21 protein-coding genes are annotated in these 21,568 nt (G+C 58.2%); 8 read left to right on the plus strand and 13 right to left on the minus strand.

Going from position 1 to position 21,568, the window contains the following annotated elements; all coding sequences use genetic code 11:
- Together AC0V6M_RS10315 and AC0V6M_RS10320 are read left to right on the plus strand one after the other, a co-directional pair.
- Positions 1-885: a methyl-accepting chemotaxis protein gene (locus tag AC0V6M_RS10315; RefSeq protein WP_486138717.1), complete on the plus strand. Its 885-nt coding sequence runs from the start codon at positions 1-3 to the stop codon at positions 883-885.
- Positions 886-986: 101 nt separating this feature from the next.
- A complete protein-coding gene (locus AC0V6M_RS10320) occupies positions 987-1,637 on the plus strand; it encodes an SOUL family heme-binding protein (RefSeq protein WP_486138718.1) in 651 nt (216 codons plus the stop codon).
- A 57-nt stretch (positions 1,638-1,694) separates the two neighbouring features.
- Here the strand turns inward: AC0V6M_RS10320 and AC0V6M_RS10325 are convergent, their stop codons facing one another.
- Both AC0V6M_RS10325 and AC0V6M_RS10330 read right to left on the minus strand, forming a co-directional pair.
- Positions 1,695-1,934, minus strand: a complete 240-nt coding sequence (locus AC0V6M_RS10325; RefSeq protein WP_486138719.1) for a DUF1153 domain-containing protein — start codon at positions 1,932-1,934, stop codon at positions 1,695-1,697.
- A 229-nt stretch (positions 1,935-2,163) separates the two neighbouring features.
- On the minus strand, positions 2,164-4,356 hold the full coding sequence (locus AC0V6M_RS10330; protein WP_486138720.1) for a prolyl oligopeptidase family serine peptidase: 2,193 nt from the start codon (positions 4,354-4,356) through the stop codon (positions 2,164-2,166).
- Between the two features lie 216 nt (positions 4,357-4,572).
- Here AC0V6M_RS10330 and AC0V6M_RS10335 point away from each other — a divergent pair, with 216 nt between their 5' ends.
- On the plus strand, positions 4,573-4,953 hold the full coding sequence (locus AC0V6M_RS10335; protein WP_486138721.1) for a hypothetical protein: 381 nt from the start codon (positions 4,573-4,575) through the stop codon (positions 4,951-4,953).
- 14 nt (positions 4,954-4,967) lie between these two features.
- On the opposite strand, the gene AC0V6M_RS10340 is transcribed toward AC0V6M_RS10335, so the two are convergent.
- From AC0V6M_RS10340 to AC0V6M_RS10370, 7 genes are all read right to left on the minus strand, one after another.
- Positions 4,968-5,786: an alpha/beta fold hydrolase gene (locus AC0V6M_RS10340; RefSeq protein ID WP_486138722.1), complete on the minus strand. Its 819-nt coding sequence runs from the start codon at positions 5,784-5,786 to the stop codon at positions 4,968-4,970.
- A 106-nt stretch (positions 5,787-5,892) separates the two neighbouring features.
- Positions 5,893-6,150: an ATP synthase F1 subunit epsilon gene (locus AC0V6M_RS10345; RefSeq protein WP_486138723.1), complete on the minus strand. Its 258-nt coding sequence runs from the start codon at positions 6,148-6,150 to the stop codon at positions 5,893-5,895.
- A gap of 21 nt (positions 6,151-6,171) precedes the next feature.
- Positions 6,172-7,629 (minus strand): F0F1 ATP synthase subunit beta, encoded by a 1,458-nt coding sequence (atpD, locus tag AC0V6M_RS10350; protein ID WP_486138724.1) that lies wholly within the window; start codon positions 7,627-7,629, stop codon positions 6,172-6,174.
- Positions 7,630-7,652: 23 nt separating this feature from the next.
- The gene (locus tag AC0V6M_RS10355; RefSeq protein WP_486138725.1) at positions 7,653-8,522 is read right to left on the minus strand and encodes a F0F1 ATP synthase subunit gamma; all 870 of its coding nucleotides are present in this window, start codon (positions 8,520-8,522) and stop codon (positions 7,653-7,655) included.
- Between the two features lie 131 nt (positions 8,523-8,653).
- Complete coding sequence (gene atpA, locus AC0V6M_RS10360) at positions 8,654-10,183, minus strand: F0F1 ATP synthase subunit alpha (RefSeq protein ID WP_486138726.1); 1,530 nt, start codon at positions 10,181-10,183, stop codon at positions 8,654-8,656.
- 12 nt (positions 10,184-10,195) lie between these two features.
- Positions 10,196-10,750 (minus strand): F0F1 ATP synthase subunit delta, encoded by a 555-nt coding sequence (locus AC0V6M_RS10365; RefSeq protein ID WP_486138727.1) that lies wholly within the window; start codon positions 10,748-10,750, stop codon positions 10,196-10,198.
- 176 nt (positions 10,751-10,926) lie between these two features.
- On the minus strand, positions 10,927-11,316 hold the full coding sequence (locus tag AC0V6M_RS10370) for a DUF1304 domain-containing protein (RefSeq protein ID WP_486138728.1): 390 nt from the start codon (positions 11,314-11,316) through the stop codon (positions 10,927-10,929).
- Between the two features lie 133 nt (positions 11,317-11,449).
- Here AC0V6M_RS10370 and AC0V6M_RS10375 point away from each other — a divergent pair, with 133 nt between their 5' ends.
- A complete protein-coding gene (locus AC0V6M_RS10375) occupies positions 11,450-12,277 on the plus strand; it encodes a TauD/TfdA dioxygenase family protein (protein WP_486138729.1) in 828 nt (275 codons plus the stop codon).
- Positions 12,278-12,303: 26 nt separating this feature from the next.
- On the opposite strand, the gene AC0V6M_RS10380 is transcribed toward AC0V6M_RS10375, so the two are convergent.
- Complete coding sequence (locus AC0V6M_RS10380) at positions 12,304-13,911, minus strand: S1 family peptidase (protein WP_486138730.1); 1,608 nt, start codon at positions 13,909-13,911, stop codon at positions 12,304-12,306.
- 59 nt (positions 13,912-13,970) lie between these two features.
- On the opposite strand from AC0V6M_RS10380, the gene AC0V6M_RS10385 reads away from it, so the two are divergent.
- Positions 13,971-15,035: a bifunctional transcriptional activator/DNA repair enzyme AdaA gene (locus AC0V6M_RS10385; protein WP_486138731.1), complete on the plus strand. Its 1,065-nt coding sequence runs from the start codon at positions 13,971-13,973 to the stop codon at positions 15,033-15,035.
- 1 nt (position 15,036) lies between these two features.
- Positions 15,037-15,786: an isocitrate lyase/PEP mutase family protein gene (locus AC0V6M_RS10390; RefSeq protein ID WP_486138732.1), complete on the plus strand. Its 750-nt coding sequence runs from the start codon at positions 15,037-15,039 to the stop codon at positions 15,784-15,786.
- Here the strand turns inward: AC0V6M_RS10390 and AC0V6M_RS10395 are convergent.
- Positions 15,783-16,415 carry a glutathione S-transferase family protein gene (locus AC0V6M_RS10395; RefSeq protein WP_486138733.1) on the minus strand — a complete coding sequence of 211 codons (633 nt, stop codon included), beginning with the start codon at positions 16,413-16,415 and terminating at the stop codon, positions 15,783-15,785. The two genes, AC0V6M_RS10390 and AC0V6M_RS10395, sit on opposite strands and share 4 nt — an antisense overlap.
- Positions 16,416-16,534: 119 nt before the next feature.
- Between AC0V6M_RS10395 and AC0V6M_RS10400 the strand changes: the two genes are divergently transcribed.
- Positions 16,535-16,936: a nuclear transport factor 2 family protein gene (locus AC0V6M_RS10400; protein ID WP_486138734.1), complete on the plus strand. Its 402-nt coding sequence runs from the start codon at positions 16,535-16,537 to the stop codon at positions 16,934-16,936.
- Between the two features lie 9 nt (positions 16,937-16,945).
- On the opposite strand, the gene AC0V6M_RS10405 is transcribed toward AC0V6M_RS10400, so the two are convergent.
- Complete coding sequence (locus AC0V6M_RS10405) at positions 16,946-18,508, minus strand: cryptochrome/photolyase family protein (protein ID WP_486138735.1); 1,563 nt, start codon at positions 18,506-18,508, stop codon at positions 16,946-16,948.
- Positions 18,509-18,553: 45 nt separating this feature from the next.
- Entirely contained in the window at positions 18,554-20,722 is a 2,169-nt protein-coding gene (locus tag AC0V6M_RS10410; RefSeq protein WP_486138736.1) for a primosomal protein N', read from the minus strand.
- Positions 20,723-20,898: 176 nt separating this feature from the next.
- Here AC0V6M_RS10410 and fsa point away from each other — a divergent pair, with 176 nt between their 5' ends.
- The gene (gene fsa, locus AC0V6M_RS10415; RefSeq protein WP_486138737.1) at positions 20,899-21,552 is read left to right on the plus strand and encodes a fructose-6-phosphate aldolase; all 654 of its coding nucleotides are present in this window, start codon (positions 20,899-20,901) and stop codon (positions 21,550-21,552) included.
- Positions 21,553-21,568 lie beyond the last annotated feature (16 nt).

A 21,568-nucleotide genomic window follows, 5' to 3' on the forward strand; every position in this document is an offset into this window, starting at 1 on the left:
ATGACTGAAGGGGGCGATCAAAATTATCGGCAAGCGAAGATGTTGGTCGAGCAAGTGCTTTCCAACGCACAGCGCGTTAATGCAGCCTCGCTTGAGCGTGCTGCCTTCGTCGATAATCTTACCGAGAGATCGCAGTCTATTGGCGAGGACATCGGCTCGCTGCGTGCGCAAAATGAGAACGCGCGCGATGCGCTCAACAACGCTTCTCAAGCAACCAACAATATGTCGAACGAGGTCGACGGCATCGTTGAAACGCTCGATAATGCGCTGAAACAGATCGAAGATTTGTCTTCCCGTCTAGCGGAATTCCAGAGTCGATTTGCCGAAGTTGAAAGCGTGTCCAAAGCGATCCAACAAGTTGCCAGCCGCACCAATATCCTCTCGATCAATGCTTTGATTGAGGCTGGCCGAGCGGGCGTGCACGGGCATGGCTTTGGCGTCGTTGCCCAGGAAGTGCGCGAGCTTGCCAACCTAACCAGCGACAGCGCCAGCAGCATCTCCAGCACGATTTCTGGGCTGACAAACGATGTTGGATCATTGGTCTCCAGTTGCAGCAGCCTGGAATCGCGAATGATCAGCAGCACTGAAAGCGGCAAGAAGAGCATTGAGGTGCTCAAGACCGTGGACCGCAATCTCGACAAGTCGCTTTCGCTAGCAGATTCGACCTATGCCGCGTCATCTGCCCATCTGGAACAGCTCTCTCAAATCACTGAAGGCATGGGCAAGCTCAAGGATGATACCATCGCTGCGATCGAAGGCTCGGCTGAGAACATTCAGATCTCGCGCGAGCTTCAAGGCTGCATCGACGAAATGCGCGCGGCTTGGAATAAGAGCGATCAGCGCACTGGATCCGTTGGGTTGAACGTAGACGCCCAAGCCGCCTGACGCGCGCCTCAGAGGCCTCTGAGCCTCCGAAACTCACAGCATCCGGGAACCATTGGCCCGCGTAACTGCTACATAGACAGCCACGCACAGGGGCCAAAGGCATGGGTTTTAAGAAATGGATCGCAGCGGGCGTTGGTGTAGCAGCCATCGGAGCGGCTGCCGTTTATGCGCAATACCGCGATATTGAAGAGCCTGCCTATCAGGTCGTGAAAGCGGAAGCTCCTTTCGAGCTGCGCGATTACAAGCCGATGATCGTTGCCGAGGTCACTCACACTGGCGATCAAAGCCGCACGCGCGGCGAAGGCTTCCGCCGCCTGGCTGCTTACATCTTTGGTCAGGACCGCCCAACAGGCGGCGAAGACATCGCCATGACCGCGCCGGTCATGCAAGACCGCGCGGTTGATCAAGACGAAGCGATTGCGATGACCGCTCCTGTCATGCGCGACAGCCCAGAGGCGGATCAGTGGCGCACGCGCTTTGTCATGCCATCGAAATATACACTGGAAACGTTGCCGGCTGCGCCCGCGGATATCACCCTAACTCAGGTGCCGGGGCGAAGGATCGCTGCGGTCAGGTTCAGCGGAAACGCCCGAGCAGGCGATTTGGCCGATATGGAAACAGAGCTTAGCAATTGGGTTGCGAGCGAAGGGCTAAAGCCAATTGGCGGCTTTGAGCATGCCTTTTACGATGCGCCGATGGTGCCAGGGCCACTGCGCCGAAATGAGGTGATGGTTGAAGTTGCGGCGGAGTAAGGGGGCTCCACCGCAACGTTCATCACCAGGTCGAAGACTAGACCAGTAAGTTAAGGCTTACGCCTCTTCGAGCGAGCGGATGCGATAGACGTTTCCGCCTGTCTCGCGTTCCCACTGCTGAAATTCTGCACGGCTGAGCAAATAGCGCTCGCGGGCTTCATCAAAACTGATCACTTCTTCGCGCACAGCACGGACGACGTCCGCCTTGCGGGCCTTTGACCAGTGCACCCGGTGTGAGTGGGGCAAGCCTGCACGCTTGATTGCCTCAGCGATGGATATGTCGCGCGGATAAGCCATTAAATAATCTCCTATTACCGCCCCCGGTGATAGAAAATTGAGCCTCAGAGACTTAATTCCGTCTTTTCAAACATGGTTAATTTTGACCTAACCACCTTATAGGTTCTGTCTGCGCGACGAACCGTTGGAAAAGTGTCGGATGCGCTTACACAGCCCGATGCGCAAAGGGCGACCGATGCGTTTTGTGCACCGATCGCCCTCGTTTAGAGACTCGTCAGGATGCTGAAATTCAGCCGCCAGAGGCGCTTTCAGCCTCAGTTTCGCGCTCATCCATCAGGCGCTGCATCAGGTAGACATATTGCAATGCTTGGAGCTTGGCGCGCTGTTCGTTATCGACCCCGCCGGAGTGGCCGCCGGTCATGTCTTCAAAATAATAATAAGGCTGACCCAGCGCCTTCAGCTTGGCCGCGCCTTTGCGGGCGTGGGCCGGATGCGTGCGGTCATCGGCGGTTGAAGCCCATAGAAACGGGGCGGGGTAGTCCACGCCATCAACAATCTTTTGATAGGGCGAGTAGCCTTCGATCCAGGCGCGCTGCTCCGGACTGCGCGGATCGCCATATTCACCGATCCACGAGGCGCCGCGCCCGATCACATGGTAACGCAGCATATCGAACAGCGGGATCGCGACGATTGCTGCGCCGAACAGGTCTGGTCGCTGCGTAAAGGCCGTGCCGACCAGCAAGCCGCCTTGCGATCCGCCTTGAATGCCGAGATGCTGAGGCGAGGTAAAGCCGCGCCCAACGAGATCCTCGCCCACTGCGATGAAATCGTCCCAGGTGCGCTGCTTGTTTTCGCGGATGGCCGTTTGGTGCCAGCCAGGGCCAAATTCGCCGCCGCCGCGCAGGTTGGCGAGCACATAAGCGCCGCCTTTCTCCAGCCACAGCTTGCCCGTGGTGCCCATATATCCAGGCAGACGAGGGATTTGGAAGCCGCCATAGCCGCTCATCAAGATCGGTGTGCTGCCATCCATCGCCATGCCTTTGGGTTTGACGATGAAGTAAGGGATTTTTGTGCCATCGGCGCTGGTTGCCTGATGCTGCTCAACTTCCATACCGGTCTTGTCGAACCGGCTGGGGGAGGTCTTGAGCACTTCAGGAGCGCCGCCATCGGAGTAATAGAGCGTCGTCGGATTCAGGAAGTCCGTGACGGTGAACATGATCTGGTCGGTTTCTGATGACGAGGCCGCAATGCCGAGTGTCGCATTGTCTGGCAGGTCGACCTGCTCGCTGACCCATTCGCCGTCTTTGAAGTTGAACTGCAAAACCTTGCCGACGACATTGTCGAGCATTGTTACGAACAGCGCATTGCCCGTGATGGCTCCGCCGCGCTTGGTCTGGCGCTCTGCCGGCGCCCAAACCAGAGTTTTGGCTGCGCCGTTCGGATCAACTTTCCATTCTTCCAGATCAACCGCGATCAGGCTGTCTGCCGGGAAGGTTTGGCCGTCCACTTCCCAATCAACATCGGTTGAGTAGAGCAAGTGGCCATCGACGATCCCATAAGGCGACGCCTTTTTCGGGATGTCGAGTTTGATCCAGTCTTCGTTGATCGAGACGAAATACTCGCTCTCGTGAAAGCTCACACCGCGAAACGCCGTCATGGCGTGGATCGTACCGGAACTGTCGCGCAGCAGGCTTGCACCAGCCCATACATCATTGGCTTGGCCGCGGAACACTTCGGGAGCCTCGGCGAGTTCAGTGCCGCGTTTCCAGACGCGGCTAGTGAATGGATACTCGCTTTCCGTCAGCGTCCCTTCGCCAAAGTCGCGGCCAACCAGAAGCGTGTCTTGGTCAATCCAGCCGACGCCGCCCTGACTTTTCTCTTCGATGGCGAAGCCGCCGTCTACAAAGCTCTTCGTAGAGGTGTCGAACTCCCGCATGATGGTGGCATCTTCGCCGCCGTCTGACAGCGCAATCATGCACTTGTTGAGGGCAGGGGGCAGACAGGTTGAGCCCTGATAGACCCATTCCTTACCTTCGGCGGCGGCGAGCGCATCTACGTCCAAAATGGTTTCCCATTCAGGCTCATCGCTTTGGTAGCTCTCCAACGTCGTGCGGCGCAGCAGACCCTTAGGGTTCTCCTTGTCCTGCCAGAAGTTGTAGAGGCCATCCGGGCGGAAGCTCACATAGGGAATGCGGTCCTCGCTGTCATAGATCGCGAGCGCTTCTGCTTTTAACTGTTCGAACCGAGGATCGGTTTCGAGCGCGGCGAGGGTCAGTTTGTTCTCATTCTCGACCCATTCCAGCGCTTCGTCACTGCGCGCTTCCTCCAGCCAGATGTAAGGATCTTGTTCTGGGCCGGGCACGCCGTCGGCGGCGGGCTGAGCTTCATCGGCGTGTCCGTCGGCTGCGGCTGGGTTTGCGGCGGTCATCGCAAGCACTCCGGCAAGCGCGGCTGAAATTGCGTATTTGGAAACAAGTTTCAATTGTCCTCTCCAATGAGAATTCACGTCAGATTGTTGGCGCGGAGAGTGGCGATTTGCAGCCCATATGGGAAGCGAAAAGATCGCGAAATTAGCAGCGCCTCAACTCCTGCGACGGGCCAAGAGATTTACATCATTTTACAGACCAAAGTTAATTCGCGTTAACTTTTTTGCCGTCTAACGACACGCAGACGCGAACTTCTAAACACGAAGGATCACATGATGCACACGGCAGACAATCACGAACTCGCAAAGGCGACGAGCCTTTCCTTGATGATCAACGGCAAATCAGAATCCGCTGTGATTGTCTGGCTTACGCAAACCGATGCTGAGATCATCGTTGATGACAGCCTGAACCTGCAAGCGAACCAAAAGATGTATCTGCTGGTCGCTGGCTTCCTCAGCCTGCCGCTGCGCGTGCGCAGCGTGTACGGCAATCATGCCAGTCTGAAATTTGAGCAGCGTGTCCAGCGTTCATTGATCGATTTTATCGCGCAAGAAATGCCGGGTGCAGGCATCGATAAGACTCTCGACGAACTCGAAGAGCGCGCTATGCCAATGCCGCAATGCGCCAGCGCGTTGATGGATGAAGCTGCTTAAAATCGCGGCTTGGATCATAGACCTAGGCTTTCGAGCGCGTTTAAGACCGCCTCGGGGCCTTCCAATTGCGGTAGATGACCAAGACCGGGCAGGCAGGTAAAGCTGGAGCCGCTGATGTAGCGATGCAGTTGCTCGCCGCGGGCCAATGGGATCCAGGGATCTTCCTCCCCCCACAAAATATCAACCGAGCATCGGGCCGATCCAAACAGGGGCTCGAGGACTTCGGTAAGTCCCTCATCCGCTTGTGCAAATTGCCGATAAAAGCTGGTACGGCCATTCTCCAATAGCCAAGGCGCGGCCAGCGCATCCAAATCCTCTTGAGGCAAATCACTCACCAAGGCTCCGCCGATATAGGCTCGGACAATCGCTTCATGAATATGCGGCGGCAGGCCTGTGAAAGCCTCCACATGACGCCCGACATGCTCGAAGAAATCAGAGCCCCATGGCCGAACCGCGACTACATTCATCAGAATGAGGTGGTCATAGTCGACCTCGCCAAGCAGATGTGCACGCAAAGTTGTCGCTCCGCCGAAGTCATGAGCGAGCACGGTAGGCGCCGACAGCCGCCAATGCTCGATCATCTCTGCGAACAGCTCGCCTTGAACATCCAGCGAGGTTGGGGCGCTGTTCGGCATATCTGACCGTCCATAGCCGAGCATATCATACCAATGGCACGTGAAGCGTTTTGCCAGCTCGGGAATGATCCGATGCCAGGAATAGGACGACCATGGCCAACCATGCGCGAGCACCAAAGGCGGCCCGTTGCCCGCCTGGCCAGAGGCGATCCGGCCAAAGCGCGTTTCGATGGTGTCCTTGAGGTGCCAGCCTGTCATTCGCTGAACCTAGCAGACTGACACGGCGAAAGAAGCTGTGCCCATACGAAAAAGGGCGACCCGTTAGAGCCGCCCTTTTCAAAATTCATGTGATGTCAGCTCTTGCTTAAACCTCGACGTGCTCCGCTAGTACAGTCAAACCAGCGTCGCCAACTTCGGCAAAACCGCCTTTGACTTCAATGGTTTCCGGCTCCGCGCCTTCGGTCTTGTAGATCTGCACAGCGCCATCGCGAATGGTCGACATGAAAGGCGCGTGGCCTTCCAAGACGCCGAATTCACCTTCGGCACCGGGAACGACGACCATGTGGACGTCTTCGCTACGGACCTGACGGGCAGGGGTTACGAGTTCAAAGTGGAGAGCCATCAGACTTACCTTTAAGCGCCCTTAGGCGTCCTCAGCCATTTCAGCGGCTTTCTTGACCACGTCTTCGATGCCGCCAACCATGTAGAAGGCTTGCTCTGGAAGGTGATCGTACTCGCCTTCGACAACGGCCTTGAACGAAGCAACGGTGTCTTCGAGCTGCACGAAGCAGCCTGGGATACCAGTGAAGACCTCAGCAACGTGGAACGGCTGCGAAAGGAACTTCTGGATCTTACGCGCGCGGGCAACGGTCAGCTTATCTTCTTCAGAAAGCTCGTCCATGCCGAGAATGGCGATGATGTCTTGCAGCGACTTGTACTTCTGCAGGGTCTCTTGGACCTTACGAGCGGTCTCATAGTGCTCTTGGCCAACAACGCGCGGTTCGAGAACGCGGCTGGTGGAATCGAGCGGGTCAACCGCTGGGTAGATGCCCAGCTCAGAGATCGCGCGGTTCAGCGTGGTCGTCGCGTCAAGGTGAGCAAACGAGGTTGCTGGCGCAGGGTCGGTAAGGTCATCGGCAGGCACGTAGATGGCCTGAACCGAAGTAATCGAACCCTTGGTGGTCGAGGTGATGCGCTCTTGCAGGTTACCCATGTCGGTCGACAGGGTTGGCTGATAGCCCACCGCCGAAGGAATACGGCCGAGCAGAGCGGACACTTCCGAACCCGCTTGGGTGAAGCGGAAGATGTTGTCGACGAAGAACAGCACGTCCTGGCCTTCTTGGTCGCGGAAATATTCCGCCATGGTCAGGCCGGACAGAGCAACACGGGCACGCGCGCCGGGAGGCTCGTTCATTTGACCGAACACGAGGGCCACTTTGGAGCCTTCGCTGATGGCTTCGCCAGCGTCGTTCTTGGCGATAACACCTGCGTCGAGGAATTCGTGGTAGAGATCGTTACCTTCGCGGGTACGCTCACCAACACCGGCGAACACGGACACGCCGCCGTGGCCCTTTGCGATGTTGTTGATCAGCTCTTGAATAAGAACCGTTTTACCAACACCAGCGCCGCCGAACAGGCCGATCTTACCGCCCTTTGCGTAAGGCGCGAGAAGGTCGATAACCTTAATGCCGGTCACGAGGATCGCAGCTTCGGTTGACTGGTCGATGAAGGCCGGGGCCTCTGCGTGGATCGGAGCGGTCATGTCCGCGCCGATTGGGCCGCGCTCGTCAATCGCTTCGCCAACCACATTCATGATACGGCCAAGCGTCTTTGGTCCAACTGGCACAGAGATTTGCTTGCCGGTGGAGATCACTTCGCTGCCGCGTGTGAGACCTTCGGTCGCATCCATTGCGATGGTGCGAACGGTGTTCTCGCCGAGGTGCTGAGCAACTTCAAGAACGAGCGTGTTGTCGCCGTTCTTGGTCTCGAGTGCGGACAAAATCGCTGGCAGTTCACCTTCGAACTGTACGTCAACGACAGCGCCGATGACCTGGGCGATCGTGCCATTAGTGGTCTGGTTGAGGACGGGTGCGGTAGCCATGGTGTTTCCTTAGCCTGTGATTCTTACAGCGCTTCTGCGCCAGCAATAATTTCGATAAGTTCGGTGGTAATCGCGGCCTGACGGCTGCGATTGTATTGAATTGTCAGTGAGTTGATGAGCTCGCCGGCATTGCGGGTCGCATTGTCCATAGCGGTCATCGAGGCGCCTTGCTCGGATGCTTCACGCTCAAGCAGCGCGCCGAATATCTGCGTCTTAACATAGCGCGGCAGCAGCTCTTCGAGGATTTCCTCTTCGCCTGGCTCATACTCAACCACAGCATCGCTGTCCTCGGTAACCTCAGGCGAGGGAACTGGGATAAGCTGAGTGGTGGTTGGGTTTTGAACCAGCGCCGATTGAAAGTCCGGGCGGATCAGGTGGGCCACGTCAAATGCGTCAGCATCGAACATCTCGACCAGCTCAGCGGCAATCGCATCTGCTTCTTCAAAGCCCGGGGTGCGGACATTTGAAGTGTCGAAATGCTTGGCAATGCCATTGGGATATTCGCGCTTGATCGGCGCGCGGCCCTTTTTGCCGACGAGGTAGAACGAGACGTCTTTGCCCTCGGCGATTAGCTTTTTCGCCTGAATCTTCGCCTCTTTGACGAGGTTTGAGTTCAAACCGCCGCAGAGGCCCTTATCTGTGTTGACCAGCACCAGCATGTGACGCTGGTCCTTGCCATTGCCAGCGAGCAGGCGCGGTGCACCGTCGCCGCTCACCTTGCTGGCGAGCGAGGCCATAACGGCTGAGAGCCGCTCTGCATAAGGGCGCGCAGCTTCAGCAGCGGCCTGTGCACGGCGCAATTTCGCCGCTGCGACCATCTGCTTGGCCTTGGTGATCTTCTGAGTCGATTTAACCGACCCGATCCGATCCTTAAGTTCCTTGAGACTTGCCATTTTATGTCCCTAATCCGTTCGCCCTGAGCTTGTCGAAGGGCTGTTCTTCACTTTTGACGTTCGTCCGAAAAGGAATGCAGTGCTTCGACAGGCTCAGCACGAACGGGTTTGTAGGTTTGCTCCTTTGTGTCCTACGCAAACTGCTTAGCGAAGGCTTCGAGCGCTGCGACGGTTTTATCCTTCACATCGCCTTCGAACTTCTTGCTCTCGCGAATGTCGCTGAGGATGTCGGCATGCTCGCTGCGGATGAAGGCAAGCAATTGCTCTTCGTAATCGTTCACGCGTTCAACCGGCACATCATCAATATAGCCATTGGTGCCAGCGAAGATCGATACGGTCTGCTCTTCGAAGGGCATTGGCGAGAACTGAGCTTGCTTGAGCAGCTCGGTCAGGCGCGCGCCGCGGTTAAGCAGCTTTTGCGTGGAGGCATCGAGGTCCGAACCGAACTGAGCAAAGGCAGCCATTTCGCGGTATTGCGCCAGGTCCAGCTTCATCGAGCCAGAAACCTTCTTCATCGCCTTCGTCTGAGCGGCGCCGCCAACACGGCTCACCGAGAGACCCACGTTAATCGCAGGACGGATGCCTTGATAGAACAGGTCGGTTTCAAGGAAGATCTGACCATCGGTGATCGAAATCACGTTGGTTGGAATATAAGCCGACACGTCGCCCGCCTGTGTTTCAATGATCGGCAGAGCGGTAAGCGAACCGCCGCCATTGTCGCCGTTCATCTTCGCGGCGCGCTCTAGCAGGCGGCTGTGAAGGTAGAAAACGTCACCAGGATAGGCTTCGCGGCCTGGTGGGCGGCGAAGAAGCAGTGACATCTGACGATAAGCCACAGCTTGCTTGGAGAGGTCATCATACACGATCACGGCGTGCATGCCGTTGTCGCGGAAATACTCGCCCATGGCGCAGCCGGTGTAAGGCGCGAGATATTGCAGCGGAGCAGGTTCAGACGCGGTCGCGGCGACAACAATTGAATATTCCATCGCGCCGTTTTCTTCGAGTTGCTTCACGATTTGAGCAACGGTCGAGCGCTTCTGACCAACGGCAACATAGACGCAGAAGAGTTTCTTCTTGTCGTCGTCGCCTTGGTTGATGTTCTTTTGGTTGATGAAGGTGTCGATCGCGACAGCCGTCTTACCGGTTTGGCGGTCACCAATGATGAGTTCGCGCTGGCCGCGGCCAACGGGCACCAGAGCGTCAATCGCTTTAAGGCCGGATTGTACTGGCTCGCTAACCGATTCGCGCGGGATGATGCCCGGCGCTTTTACTTCGACGCGCTGGCGCGAAGCAGCTTCGATTGGGCCCTTGCCATCAATTGGGTTGCCGAGAGCGTCGACCACGCGGCCAAGCAGGCCTGGGCCAACTGGAACGTCCACAATGGTGCCGGTCCGCTTAACGCTGTCGCCTTCTTTAATCTCTGCGTCAGAGCCGAAGATCACGACACCGACATTGTCCGCCTCGAGGTTGAGGGCCATGCCCTGAACGCCGTTGGCGAATTCTACCATCTCACCGGCCTGAACCTTGTCGAGGCCGTGGATACGGGCGATCCCGTCACCAACGGAGAGAACGGAGCCGACTTCGCTCACTTCAGCTTCGGTGCCGAAATTGGCGATCTGATCTTTGATGACCTTAGAGATTTCTGCTGCGCGGATTTCCATGTTCGTAGTCCTTTAGGCCTTCATTGCCTGGGCGAGAGAATTGAGACGAGTACGGATCGAGCCATCAATGCGCTGCGATCCAATAGTGACGACAAGCCCGCCAAGAAGCTCTGGGTCGACGCTGGGGTTCACTTTAACAGTGCGGCCTTCGCGTGCGGTCAGCTTGTCCTTGAGGGCGGAAAGTTGTTCGGCGCTGAGCGGGTGAGCGCTGGCGACATCGGCGGTAACCTCGCCGCGCTGAGCCGCAGCGATCATCTGAAACGCGCGGATCATGTCGGGCAAAGCCGACAGGCGGCGATTGCCGGCGAGCACGCCGAGAAAGTTCTGAGTAAGCTCGCTGAGGCCGAGGTGGCCCGCGACGCTCTTAATCGCTGCGGCCTGCTGGCCACGCGAAAGCTCTGGGTTGGTTGTGACAGCGCGCAGCTCAGCCGAATCGGTGAGCGCGGCGGCAAGACCTTCAAGGTCTGTCTCGACAGCGGTTACAGTCCCGTTTTCTGCCGCCAGCTCAAAAAGAGCTGAAGCGTAACGTCCTGCAAGGCTAGCCTGAATACCGGCGGAAATATCCACGCGTTTAAAGTCCTCTTAGGTCTATCGAAAAAACGATGCATCGCTTTGTCTGTTCCAGAGCCCAAATTGGTCTTCCGGCAAAGCTGGCGCGCGCCTAGCATCGGGTGTGAGGTGATGCAAGCCGAGTCCGCTCTTATTGGTTGCATCTTGTGCAAACGTGCTTGCGTGCTTTCGCTTTACGACAGTTTAGACTTTGCCTTCAGTCGCCCGACAAACAGGCAGATCATCGCCGCAATTGCAGGCAGTGTTTGGATTATCGCGATGCGTGGGGACACGGTGAATGCGCCAAAGATGCCCGCTATTGCCACGAACGAGAGAAAGCAAAAAGCGACGTTCGCTTGCCATTTCGAATCTTTGATCATCAGCGACCAGATCAGGCCCGCCGCCAAGAACCCATTATATAGTCCCTGGTTCGCAGCCATAGAGACTGTCTGCGAGAAGAGCTCTGCCGGAAACGTAGGGAAGACGGACGACCCGCGCGTTTCCCACGCGAAAATTTCAAACCATGCAATGTATATGTGAAGGGCGGCAATCAGACCGATCAGCACCTTGGCGAGCTTTAGCATTGCGTCGTTTCCCAACTTTAGTTCGCGCTCTGTCTACACAGCGTGTGTCTGGCGTGAAGCGCTAGGTGGCTTGGCGGGGCAAACTTGCGCTCAGATCAATTTCTTTTAGAAACGGATCGGAGGAGAGGCAAACATGCACCATACAAAGATGGCGCCGCAATGCGGCGTGGAGGTTTCCGGCATTTCGCTGGCGGATTGCAGCGATGCTGAGCTGCTGGAGATTAAGCTGGCGATTTATGAGCACGGCGTTGCGGTGTTTCGCGATCAGGAATTTTCGCCAGAGGATCACATCAAGTTTGGTCGCCGGTGGGGCGGTATTGATGTGAACAACTATTTCCCGCTGCAGGAAGATTTCAATGAGATCGCAGTGGTGAAGAAAGAGGCCGATCAATCGACCAATATTGGCGGTGCATGGCACACCGATCATTCTTATGACCAAATCCCGGCGATGGGTTCGGTGCTCGTGGCGCGCGAACTTCCTCCGAAAGGTGGAGACACAATGTGGGCACATATGGGCGCCGCCTATGATGCTCTGCCCGATGATCTGAAGGCCGAGATCGAAGGGTTAGAGGCGTATCACACCGCAGACCATGTCTATGAAGAAGGCGGTCTGTACGCTCAGACCGATATGGGAGAGCATCTGCGCGGCCAAAACCTGAAGACAGGCGCGATCCATCCGGTTGTGATCCGGCATCCTCAAACGGGCCGAAAGCTGCTCTATGTAAACAGCGGCTTCACAATCAATTTCGTTGGGCAGACACGCGAAGAAAGCCTGCCTTTGCTCACCAAATTGCTCGATGCTGCGCTCACGGATGACAATCAGTGCCGCCTGCAATGGGCGCCGGGAACAGTGGCAATCTGGGACAACCGGACGAGCTGGCACAACGCGATCAACGATTACGCCGGCCACCGCCGCGAGATGCACCGCATTACGCTGAGCGGCGAAGCGCTAGCGGCTTAGTCTGCTCGCCGCTGCGGGGAGAGGGTTTACTCCTCTCCCTCCACCGCATCACCGCCGGTCGTGCCCGCTGAACTGGCGCGAGATTCGCAGGTGTAGACCAGCCGCTCATTCGGGCGATCCGGGAGCAGCGCCAGCACGGCGGATTGCTGTTCTCCCAATTGGCTCGCCGCATCGGTAACGCCGCAGGACGCAGGCTTGTATTTAGAGCGCGCCTCGCGGGCCTCTTGCATTGGGCCTCGGCGCAAGAGGTACCGGTCAGTTTGGAATATCCGGGTCTGCGGATCGTAGGAATTTACAGAGACCGCCGCTTCGTCATTGGGAACGAACACGCGTGACCATTCTCCGCCCGCCATGCCATATTGTGTGCGGCCGTTGACGCAGCCGTCTGCGGCCCAATCAAACTCAACATCATCAGTCCGGGCGCCGGTCACGCGGCTGCGCTCAGGAATGAAGGTACACAATAGAGTGCCATCATCAGCCAGCGAGGAGGGGTCATCACTTGCGGGCGCTTCTGCTTCTTCCATCGCGGCGGCGACCCGTTCTTCAATCTCGGAGAACGCAGGGCGCGTCACCCAGACGATCATCGTGCCAATCAGAGCTGCACCACCAATTCCCGCGGCGATCATGACCTTATTGCCCTTCGCACCGTCACGGCGCGCCTGATAGGCGATATATCCAGATCCAAGCGCGACGACCGCGAACAGCATGGCCAAAGCCATTGCATTGTCGCGTTCTTCCATCACTTCAAATTGTGCCTGACGCATGGCGGCGGCGCGCTTGTCAGCGAGCTCAGCCTCGCGCGCGGCGACCAATGCGCGGGCCTCTTCGCGCTCTTGCTCGAAGCGGTCGCGTTCGGCTGCGTTCAATTCGTCGATCGAGCGGCAGGGCAAGGCATTGGTGCGCGGCTCAATGTCATTGGCACGTAGGAAGGGGAGCAATTCCCGCAAGGACACCGCGAAGTAAAACTCCGCATCCGACCCATCCGAATCTGCGCCAAAGGAGTTGACACCCAACACCCGGCCGCAGCCATCGAGCAGCGGTCCGCCAGAATTGCCGCGCGCAATTGGGGCGGTGTGCAGGATCGTGTCAAATTGTCGGCTGGGGCGCTCGCCCGATAAGAAGCCTCGGCTTTTTACCGGCGGTTGCGCACGGAAGATGTCGCTGAACTCTAGCCCCTGAGCAACGTCGACGTTCATCGGATATCCGACGGCTGAGACCTCGCCCATATCGCTGCTGCGCGCGCCCGCGAGCGTCAGCGGGGGCAGGCGCAGCGAACCTTCGGTAATCTCGATCAGCGCCAGATCATTGCGCGGGCTAACCGCAATCGCCCGGCCAAAGCCGCCTTCTTCGCCCTCCGTCGGGACAATGCCGATCCGCAATGTGTCATCCTGAAGCGCCTCGCGCACGACATGAGCATTGGTGACGATCTTCGTCGGGCTAACGGCAAAGCCGCTGCCATGGCTGATCGGGAACACCTCTTCGCCATCGCTACCGATAATGACCACGCGCACAACGCCTCTGGCAGCGGCGTCAACATCGCCGGCATCGGCCTGAGCGCTGATAGGAGTGAGCAGGATAAAGAAGCCCAGCAGGGCAGAGAGAATGCGGTTCATGCCCGCGTATTTGCCGGGCATTCACTTTGACCGCAAGCTTCGGGATGCGACTATCTGCGCATTCGGCTAAGACAGATGGCATGAGCGAGAACGAAATCCCCTTTGAACAAGCCTGGACTGCCGTGACGCAGCGCGACCGCAGTTTTGACGGGCGGTTTGTGACCGGCGTGCTCACCACTGGCATTTATTGCCGCCCATCATGCGCGGCTCGTCATCCTTCGCCTGCAAATGTCCGTTTTTTCGCGAGTGGGGCAGAGGCACGCGATGCTGGGCTGAGGGCGTGCAAGCGCTGCCTGCCTGATGATGTTGGCCGCGACGAGGCGGCGGTCTTGGCCGCAATTGACGAGATGAAGGCCTCTGAAGGCAGGCCGACTTTGGACGATTTGGCTGAGCTCACGGGCTATTCGCCGACGCATTTTCAGCGCGTTTTTAAGCGCGCGCTTGGGTTGTCTCCCGCAGCGTATGCCCGCGCGCTCAAGGAGGAGCGAGCGAAAGCCTCCTTAGCCGAGGGCTCTACGGTAACTGAGGCGGTCTATGAGGCGGGTTATTCGGCGCCTTCGCGGTTTTACGATGGGACGAAAGACAAGATGGGTATGATGCCTAGCGATTGGTCGAATGGCGGCGCAGGCCGCACGGTGCATTGGAGCGTAATTGCAACAAGCCTTGGCGAGATGCTCGTCGCGGCGACTGAAGTTGGTGTTTGTTGTCTTGCTTTTGGCGAGGGCGAGGCTGAGCTGCGCGGGCGTTTTCCCAACGCCGAACTGGTCGAAGCTGGTCAGCCATTCAAAGCGCTGTTCGATCAGGTCGTGAAGGTCGTCGAAGATCCAAGTCTGGAAAATCTGCATATCCCACTTGATGTGAAAGGCACTGCATTTCAGCAGCGCTGCTGGCAGGCCTTGCGCGAAATTCCCGCTGGCGAAACGCGTAGCTATGGGCAGCAGGCGGCCATGCTTGGCAACCCAAAGGCGAGCCGCGCGGTCGGCAGCGCAAACGGCGCGAACAATATTGCTGTGCTGATTCCTTGTCACCGGGTGGTCCAGGCTGATGGCTCAATCGGCGGCTATGCCTATGGGCCGGAGATTAAGGCGGAGCTGCTCAAGCGTGAAGGCGCGGAAAGCGGCAGCGATCAAGAGGAACTGTTTTAACATGACAAAGTCTGAATTTGCCGCGCTCCATATCGCGGGCGAGCCGCTGATCCTGTTCAACATCTGGGACGCGGCGAGCGCTCAAGCGGTTGCCAAAGCAGGCGCGAAAGTGATTGCAACCGGCAGCGCCGGGCTGGCTGGCGCGCAAGGGTTTGATGATGGCGAGGCGATCCCGTTTGACGCGCTGATCGTGACGGCCAAACAGATTGCTGCGGCGACCTCTGGACTGCCCTTGAGTGTGGATATTGAGAGCGGTTTTGCTGCGACACTGGACCAGCTCTCAGACAATGCGACGGCATTGGCGGAGGTAGGGGCAATCGGCTGCAATCTTGAGGACCGCTTGATCGATGGCGCGGGGCTGCGCGATGTGGCTGAGCAAGCGGCGCGTATTGCAGTAGTCTCGGCCGCGGGCCTGTTTGTGAATGCGCGCACTGACACTTTCCTCGGACCTCTGATGGCAGGCGGGGATCCCAATCAAGACGAGTTAGTGGATGCAGCGATTGTGCGTGCGCAGGCCTATCACGAGGCTGGGGCAGGTTGCCTTTTTGTGCCGGGCCTAAGCGATCCTGCTTTGATCGAAAGGATGTGCGAAGAGACAAGCATTCCGATCAATGCCATGCGCCTGCCTGGCATGGTGACCAACGCAGAGCTAGCTGCGCTTGGGGTATCGCGGATCAGCTATGGTCCCGGACCTTGGCGCGAGGCGATGGCGACCGTCGAGGCGGCTGCTGCGGAGGCTTTTGCTGGTTAGTCGAGTTTTGGTGGAAAGCCCGGCTCTGCTTTGGCCATAGCCGCTTGGTAGGTATCGCGCGCACCGATCCGCTGCAAATAGGCCTTCAGATTGGGCATATGGTCAATGCTCATGTCGTTGAAAGCGCGCGCCGTTGTAAGCGAGAAGCCCATCATAATATCGGCCGCCGTGAGCTGCGATCCGCCAAAGTAATCCGCTTCGCCCAGCCGCCGCTCAATCGCGGCCCAGGCATTGGTGATCCGCTTCATCAGAGACGGCGGCATTTCGGCGCCAACCGCATTTACAGCGATGCTCATCATGCCATTTGTCATCAGCGTCGCATTGGCAAAGTGGAACCAATAGAGGTGATCGGCAAAATCGGGGCTGTCCGCGCCTGGGACCAGATTAGTGCCGGGCGCATATTTGCCGATGATGTATTCGACGATTGCTCCGCTCTCCCCTAGCAGCGTGCCATTGTCCTCGATCAGCGGGGCGATCTCCATCGGGTGCAGCGCTTTCAATTCCGCCGGGGCCAGCCGCGTTTCTGGATCGCGATTGTAAAGCTTGAGATCATACTCAAGTCCCAGCTCTTCACACAGCCAAACGATGCGTTCGGATTGCGAAATGCGAAGGTGATGGACAGTCAGCATGAAAATAAGCCCCCAATGTTTGTGCGGCGAGCTTTTGCGCTAGGCGTTAGGATTGTCGAGCCTTTTGTGGTGATGTGCGCGATTGGCACCTCGTATGCTGGTGCTTCTCAAGCACCACAATGCCGGTTACCATCGCCGTCATGACTGGACCCGACCTTGCCAAGCAATTGTTCACCGCATTTGAGAACAACGATCTGGAGCGCGCGCGCGCATGCTGCGCTGAGAACTTTCGCGGATCACAAAACGGCGGACCCGAAATGGACCGCGATCGGCTGCTGAAGTTCACTGGAATGGTGAATGCGGTTGTTCCTGATTTTCGCTATGAAGAAGCGGTGCGTTCCGCGACTGAAACGGGCTTTGTCGAAGAGCACCGGGTTCGCGGGACTTTGCCCGATGGCAGCCAGCTCGACCTGATGGTGTGCGTTGTTGGCGAGGTATCCGATGGCAAGATCACAGTGTTGCGCGAATATGTCGACACGGCGGCTGCGGCGGGCCTTATAAAGGCGCTTTCTGCCGGATAATTCTGTCGATTAATCGCGCGCCCAGCCATCGCGAGCGGGCTCCAAAGTCTCAAGGAAGCTCTCTGCACTAGAGAGATAATCCTGTTTCTTCTCATCGCCCATCCGGTCCCACGTCGCATAGATCCTGCCGATGCGGTGATTGCTCGACAGCCGGTCACGGTGACGGTCCATAAAGTGCCAATAGAGCGGGTTGAACGGGCATGCGCCGTCGCCCGTTTTCTTGCTCACGGAATAGCTGCATTCTTTGCAGTAATCGGACATCTTATTGATGTAATTGCCGCTCGCAGCATAGGGTTTCGTCGCCAGCGCGCCGCCATCGGCATAGAGGATCATGCTGGAGACATTGGGCAGCTCCACCCATTGATAGGCATCGGCATAAACCGCGAGATACCAATCCTGCACCGAGCGCGGATCGATCCCCGCCAGCAGGCAAAAATTACCAAGCACCATGAGACGCTGAATGTGATGCGCGTGGGCATTTTCCTTGGTCGAGCGAATGCAATCCGACAGGCAGCGCATGTCCGTCTCTCCGGTCCAGAAAAACTCGGGTAGGGCGCGCGTCGCCTCCAGATCGTTGGCCTCTTCAAGGCCCGGCATAAAGTGCCAGTAGAACCCGCGAATATATTCGCGCCAACCAATGATCTGGCGGATGAAGCCTTCAACCGAATTGAGCGGCGCGCGGCCATCTTCATAGGCTTGCTCAGCGCGCTCACACAGAGCGATCGGATCGAGCAGTCCGCAATTGATGCTGGTTGAGAGCATGGAATGGTAGAGGTCGTCTGAGCCGAAGACCATGGCGTCTTGATAGGGGCCGAAATTCTCAATCCGCTCGGCGAAAAACGCATCGGCGGCTTGCTCTGCCTCGGCGCTGGTCACCGGCCATTCGAAGGGTTCCAGATCGCCGAAATGGTCAGAGAATTTGTCCTCGACCAGCGCCAGTACTTCGCGTGTGATTTCGTCGGGTTCGAACTTGGGCCGAGCAGGTGCGTCCATATCACCTTTGGGCGGTTCGCGGTTCTGCTTGTCGAGGTTCCACTCGCCGCCTTTCGGTTTGCCATCGTCCAGCATTAGCAGGCCGGTTTTGCGGCGCATCTCGCGGTAGAAATGCTCCATGGTAAGGTGCTTGCGCCCCTCGGCCCAATCCTCAAATTCGGCATGCGAACATAGGAAGCGGTCGTCCGGCAGAATCTCGACTTCGCAAGCGAACTTGTCTGGCCATTCCTCGATCGATTGCTGGACGCGCCATTCGCTTGCTTCAACCACGTGCACAGCGCGCGGATCGTGCCGTTCAATCGCGCGAGCGACTTCTCCGGTGAAGCTGCCGGAATTGTCGTCATCGGTTAGCTTCACATAGTCGACCTGCCAGCCTGCCTCTTCCAGCTCTGCGGCAAAATGGCGCATGGCGGAGAAGATGAGCGCGATCTTTTGCTTGTGATGTTTGACGTATGTCGCCTCGTCCCAGACCTCCATCATCAGGATGACGCTATCGTTCTTGGTGCGCCCACGCAGGCTGGCGAGCGTGCGGGTCGGCTGGTCGCCGAGAATTGGGATGAGAATTGGGTTGGATGCCATGGAGCTTCTAATGCGCAGGTGTACAAAAAGTGCCGAACTGTTTGTTTAAACAAAACTATAGGGATCGATATCCACGCCAACGCGCAGGCCCGGCGGGAAATCATGCGCATCCAGCCAGCCGCGAATGACCTTTTGCAGATTGGCGGAGCGCCGCGCATTGACGAGGAAACGATAGCGGTATCGGCCGCGTAGCAGAGCCAGCGGAGCAGGTGCTGGCCCGAGAATGTAGAGGTCGTTCTGCTCTGGCCGCGTATCGCCCAGCCGCATGGCCGCGGCGCGCGCTTCCCTCTCATCTTCGCTCGACAAGATGATCGCTGCCCACCGGCCAAACGGCGGGGCGCCTGCGTCTTTGCGGGCTTCGGTTTCCGCCTCGTAAAACGCATCGCGGTCGCCCGCCTCAAGCGCTGCGATAACGGGCGCGTCGGTGTGGCGCGTCTGGATCAGAACTTCGCCCGGTTTTGCCCCGCGCCCAGCGCGCCCAGCGACCTGCGCAACCTGCTGATAGGTCCGCTCAGCCGCGCGCAAATCGCCGCCTTCAAGGCCAAGATCTGCATCGACCACACCGACCAAAGTTAGCTCTGGAAAGTGGAAGCCTTTGGTCACCAGCTGTGTGCCAACGATCACGTCAATCGCTCCGCCCTCTGCTTGAGCGATGAACTCAGCGGCGCGTTCGGGCGATCCCAAAGTGTCGGACGTGGCGACGGCCACGCGGGCCTCTGGAAACAGCTCTGCGACTTCATCCGCGATGCGCTCAACGCCTGGCCCGCAGGCGACGAGGCAATCCGGCTCCCCGCATTCCGCGCATTTGTCTGGGACCGCTGTTTCGTGCCCGCAGTGATGGCAGGCGAGACGTGCGGACAGGCGATGTTCCACCATCCACGCGCTGCAATTGGGGCATTGATAGCGGTGCCCGCAATTGCGGCACAGGGTGAGCGGGGCAAAGCCGCGGCGGTTTAGAAACAAGAGCGATTGCTCGCCCTTCGACAGACGATCTTCGAGCGCAGCGACAAGAGGCGGGGCCAGCCAGCGCCCGCTGCCCGGCTGTTCCTGCGTGAGGTCAACGAGGCGAATCTTGGGCAAAGTCGCACCGCCAAACCGGCTCGGCAATTCCAGCCGCTCGTAAATGCCGGTTGATGCCATATGCAGGCTTTCCAGCGCTGGGGTCGCACTGGCCAGCACCACTGGAATTTTTTCAAACCGGGCACGCATCACGGATACATCGCGGGCGTTGTAGCGCACGCCTTCGTCTTGCTTAAAGCTAACTTCATGCGCTTCATCGACAATGATCAGGCCGAGGTTCGCATAGGGTAGAAACAGCGCCGAACGAGCGCCAACAACAACGCTTGCCGTGCCGTTTGCAATGGCTCTCCAGGCCCGCCTGCGCTCGGTGGATTTGAGCGATGAATGCCACAGCACGGGCGGCGTGCCAAAGCGCTGCTCAAAGCGCACCAGGAAGTTTTCGGTCAGCGCAATTTCGGGCAGCAGCACAAGCACTTGCCGCTCCTGCCGGATGGCTTCTGCGACAGGCTCAAAATAGGTCTCGGTCTTGCCCGACCCGGTTACCCCGTCGAGCAGGAACGGCGCGTATTCCCGCGCTGCCACCGCTTTCAATAGCCGGTCTGAAACCTTGGTCTGATCAGGAGATAGGTCGGGCACCCAATACTCCGGATTGGCTGGCGGGAAGGGGCGATCAATCGCGACCGTCACTGGCTCAATCAGCCCCGCATTCACCATTCCGCGCAGCACGCCTTCCGATACGCTGGCGATCCCGGCGAGCTCGCGGATGGTCCCTTGCTCGCCCGCCAATGTCTCAAGTGCCAGCTTGCGCTGAGGCGTCATCCGGCCCGAGCCTTCCGATCCGCTCAAACGGTATTCGGTCATGGTGGCAGGGCCGCCCAGGGCACCTCCGCTGGAAAGGACCATGCGCGCCACACTGGCCAGCGCGGCGCAGTAATAATCCGCAGTCCATTCGATCAGCCTGCGCAGCGGCTCTGACAGCGGCGGGACCGGCAATATTTCTCGGATCGCGCGCAGCTTGCTGGGGTCAAATTCGCGGCCGGGCAGGCGCCCTTCATCCCAGACAATGCCGGTGACCGTGCGCGGGCCGAGCGGGGCTAACACTACCGTTCCAGCGGGCGCGCTCACCCCTTTAGGCAGCTTGTAATCGAGCGGGCCAAGCGCGGCATTGAGGACAAGGAGGCGGACGCGGTTCATGATTGGCCTTTAATATGGGCGCGGCTGACGACCATCGGCAAGGTGCGACTGCGCAATAATCATCATATTGCTGACGTTACCGTGGAGAGCAGGCGTCTGCGTGGCTGGTCAGCGTGTCCGCGCTATGCCAATCAGGTCTGGCGATTCGTGATCTGCCATCAGGAGCCTGAGACGAGATGAAATTCTTTGCCGACACCGCCGAAATTGACGACATTAAAGAACTGGCTGCGACCGGCCTGCTAGATGGCGTCACCACCAATCCATCGCTGATCCACAAGTCGGGCCGCGACTTTATGGAAGTGACGAAGGAAATTTGCGGGATCACCGATGGTCCTGTGTCGGCCGAGGTCGTCGCGCTCGATCACGAAACCATGATGCGCGAGGCAGAGGTGCTGCGCAAAATCGCCGACAATGTCTGCATCAAAGTGCCACTGACGATTGATGGTCTGAAGACCTGCAAAGCGCTGACCGCGGACGGCACTATGGTCAATGTGACTCTGTGTTTCTCGGCCAATCAGGCGCTGCTCGCAGCAAAGGCTGGGGCGAGCTTTATCTCGCCATTCGTGGGCCGGCACGATGACAATGGTTTTGACGGGATGGACCTGATCGAAGACATCCGTCTGATCTATGACAATTACATGTTTGAGACCGAAATTTTGGTTGCCAGCGTGCGCCACGTCACCCACGTGCTCGAAAGCGCGAAGATCGGAGCTGACGTCATGACGGCACCGCCGAAAGTGATCAAAGCTCTGTTCAATCACACGCTGACCGACAAGGGCATCGATGCGTTTATGGCGGACTGGGCGAAGACGGGTCAGAAGATCGTTTAGGAGTGTGAGTCCCCGC

The organism is Erythrobacter sp. JB3-1 (assembly GCF_057364995.1).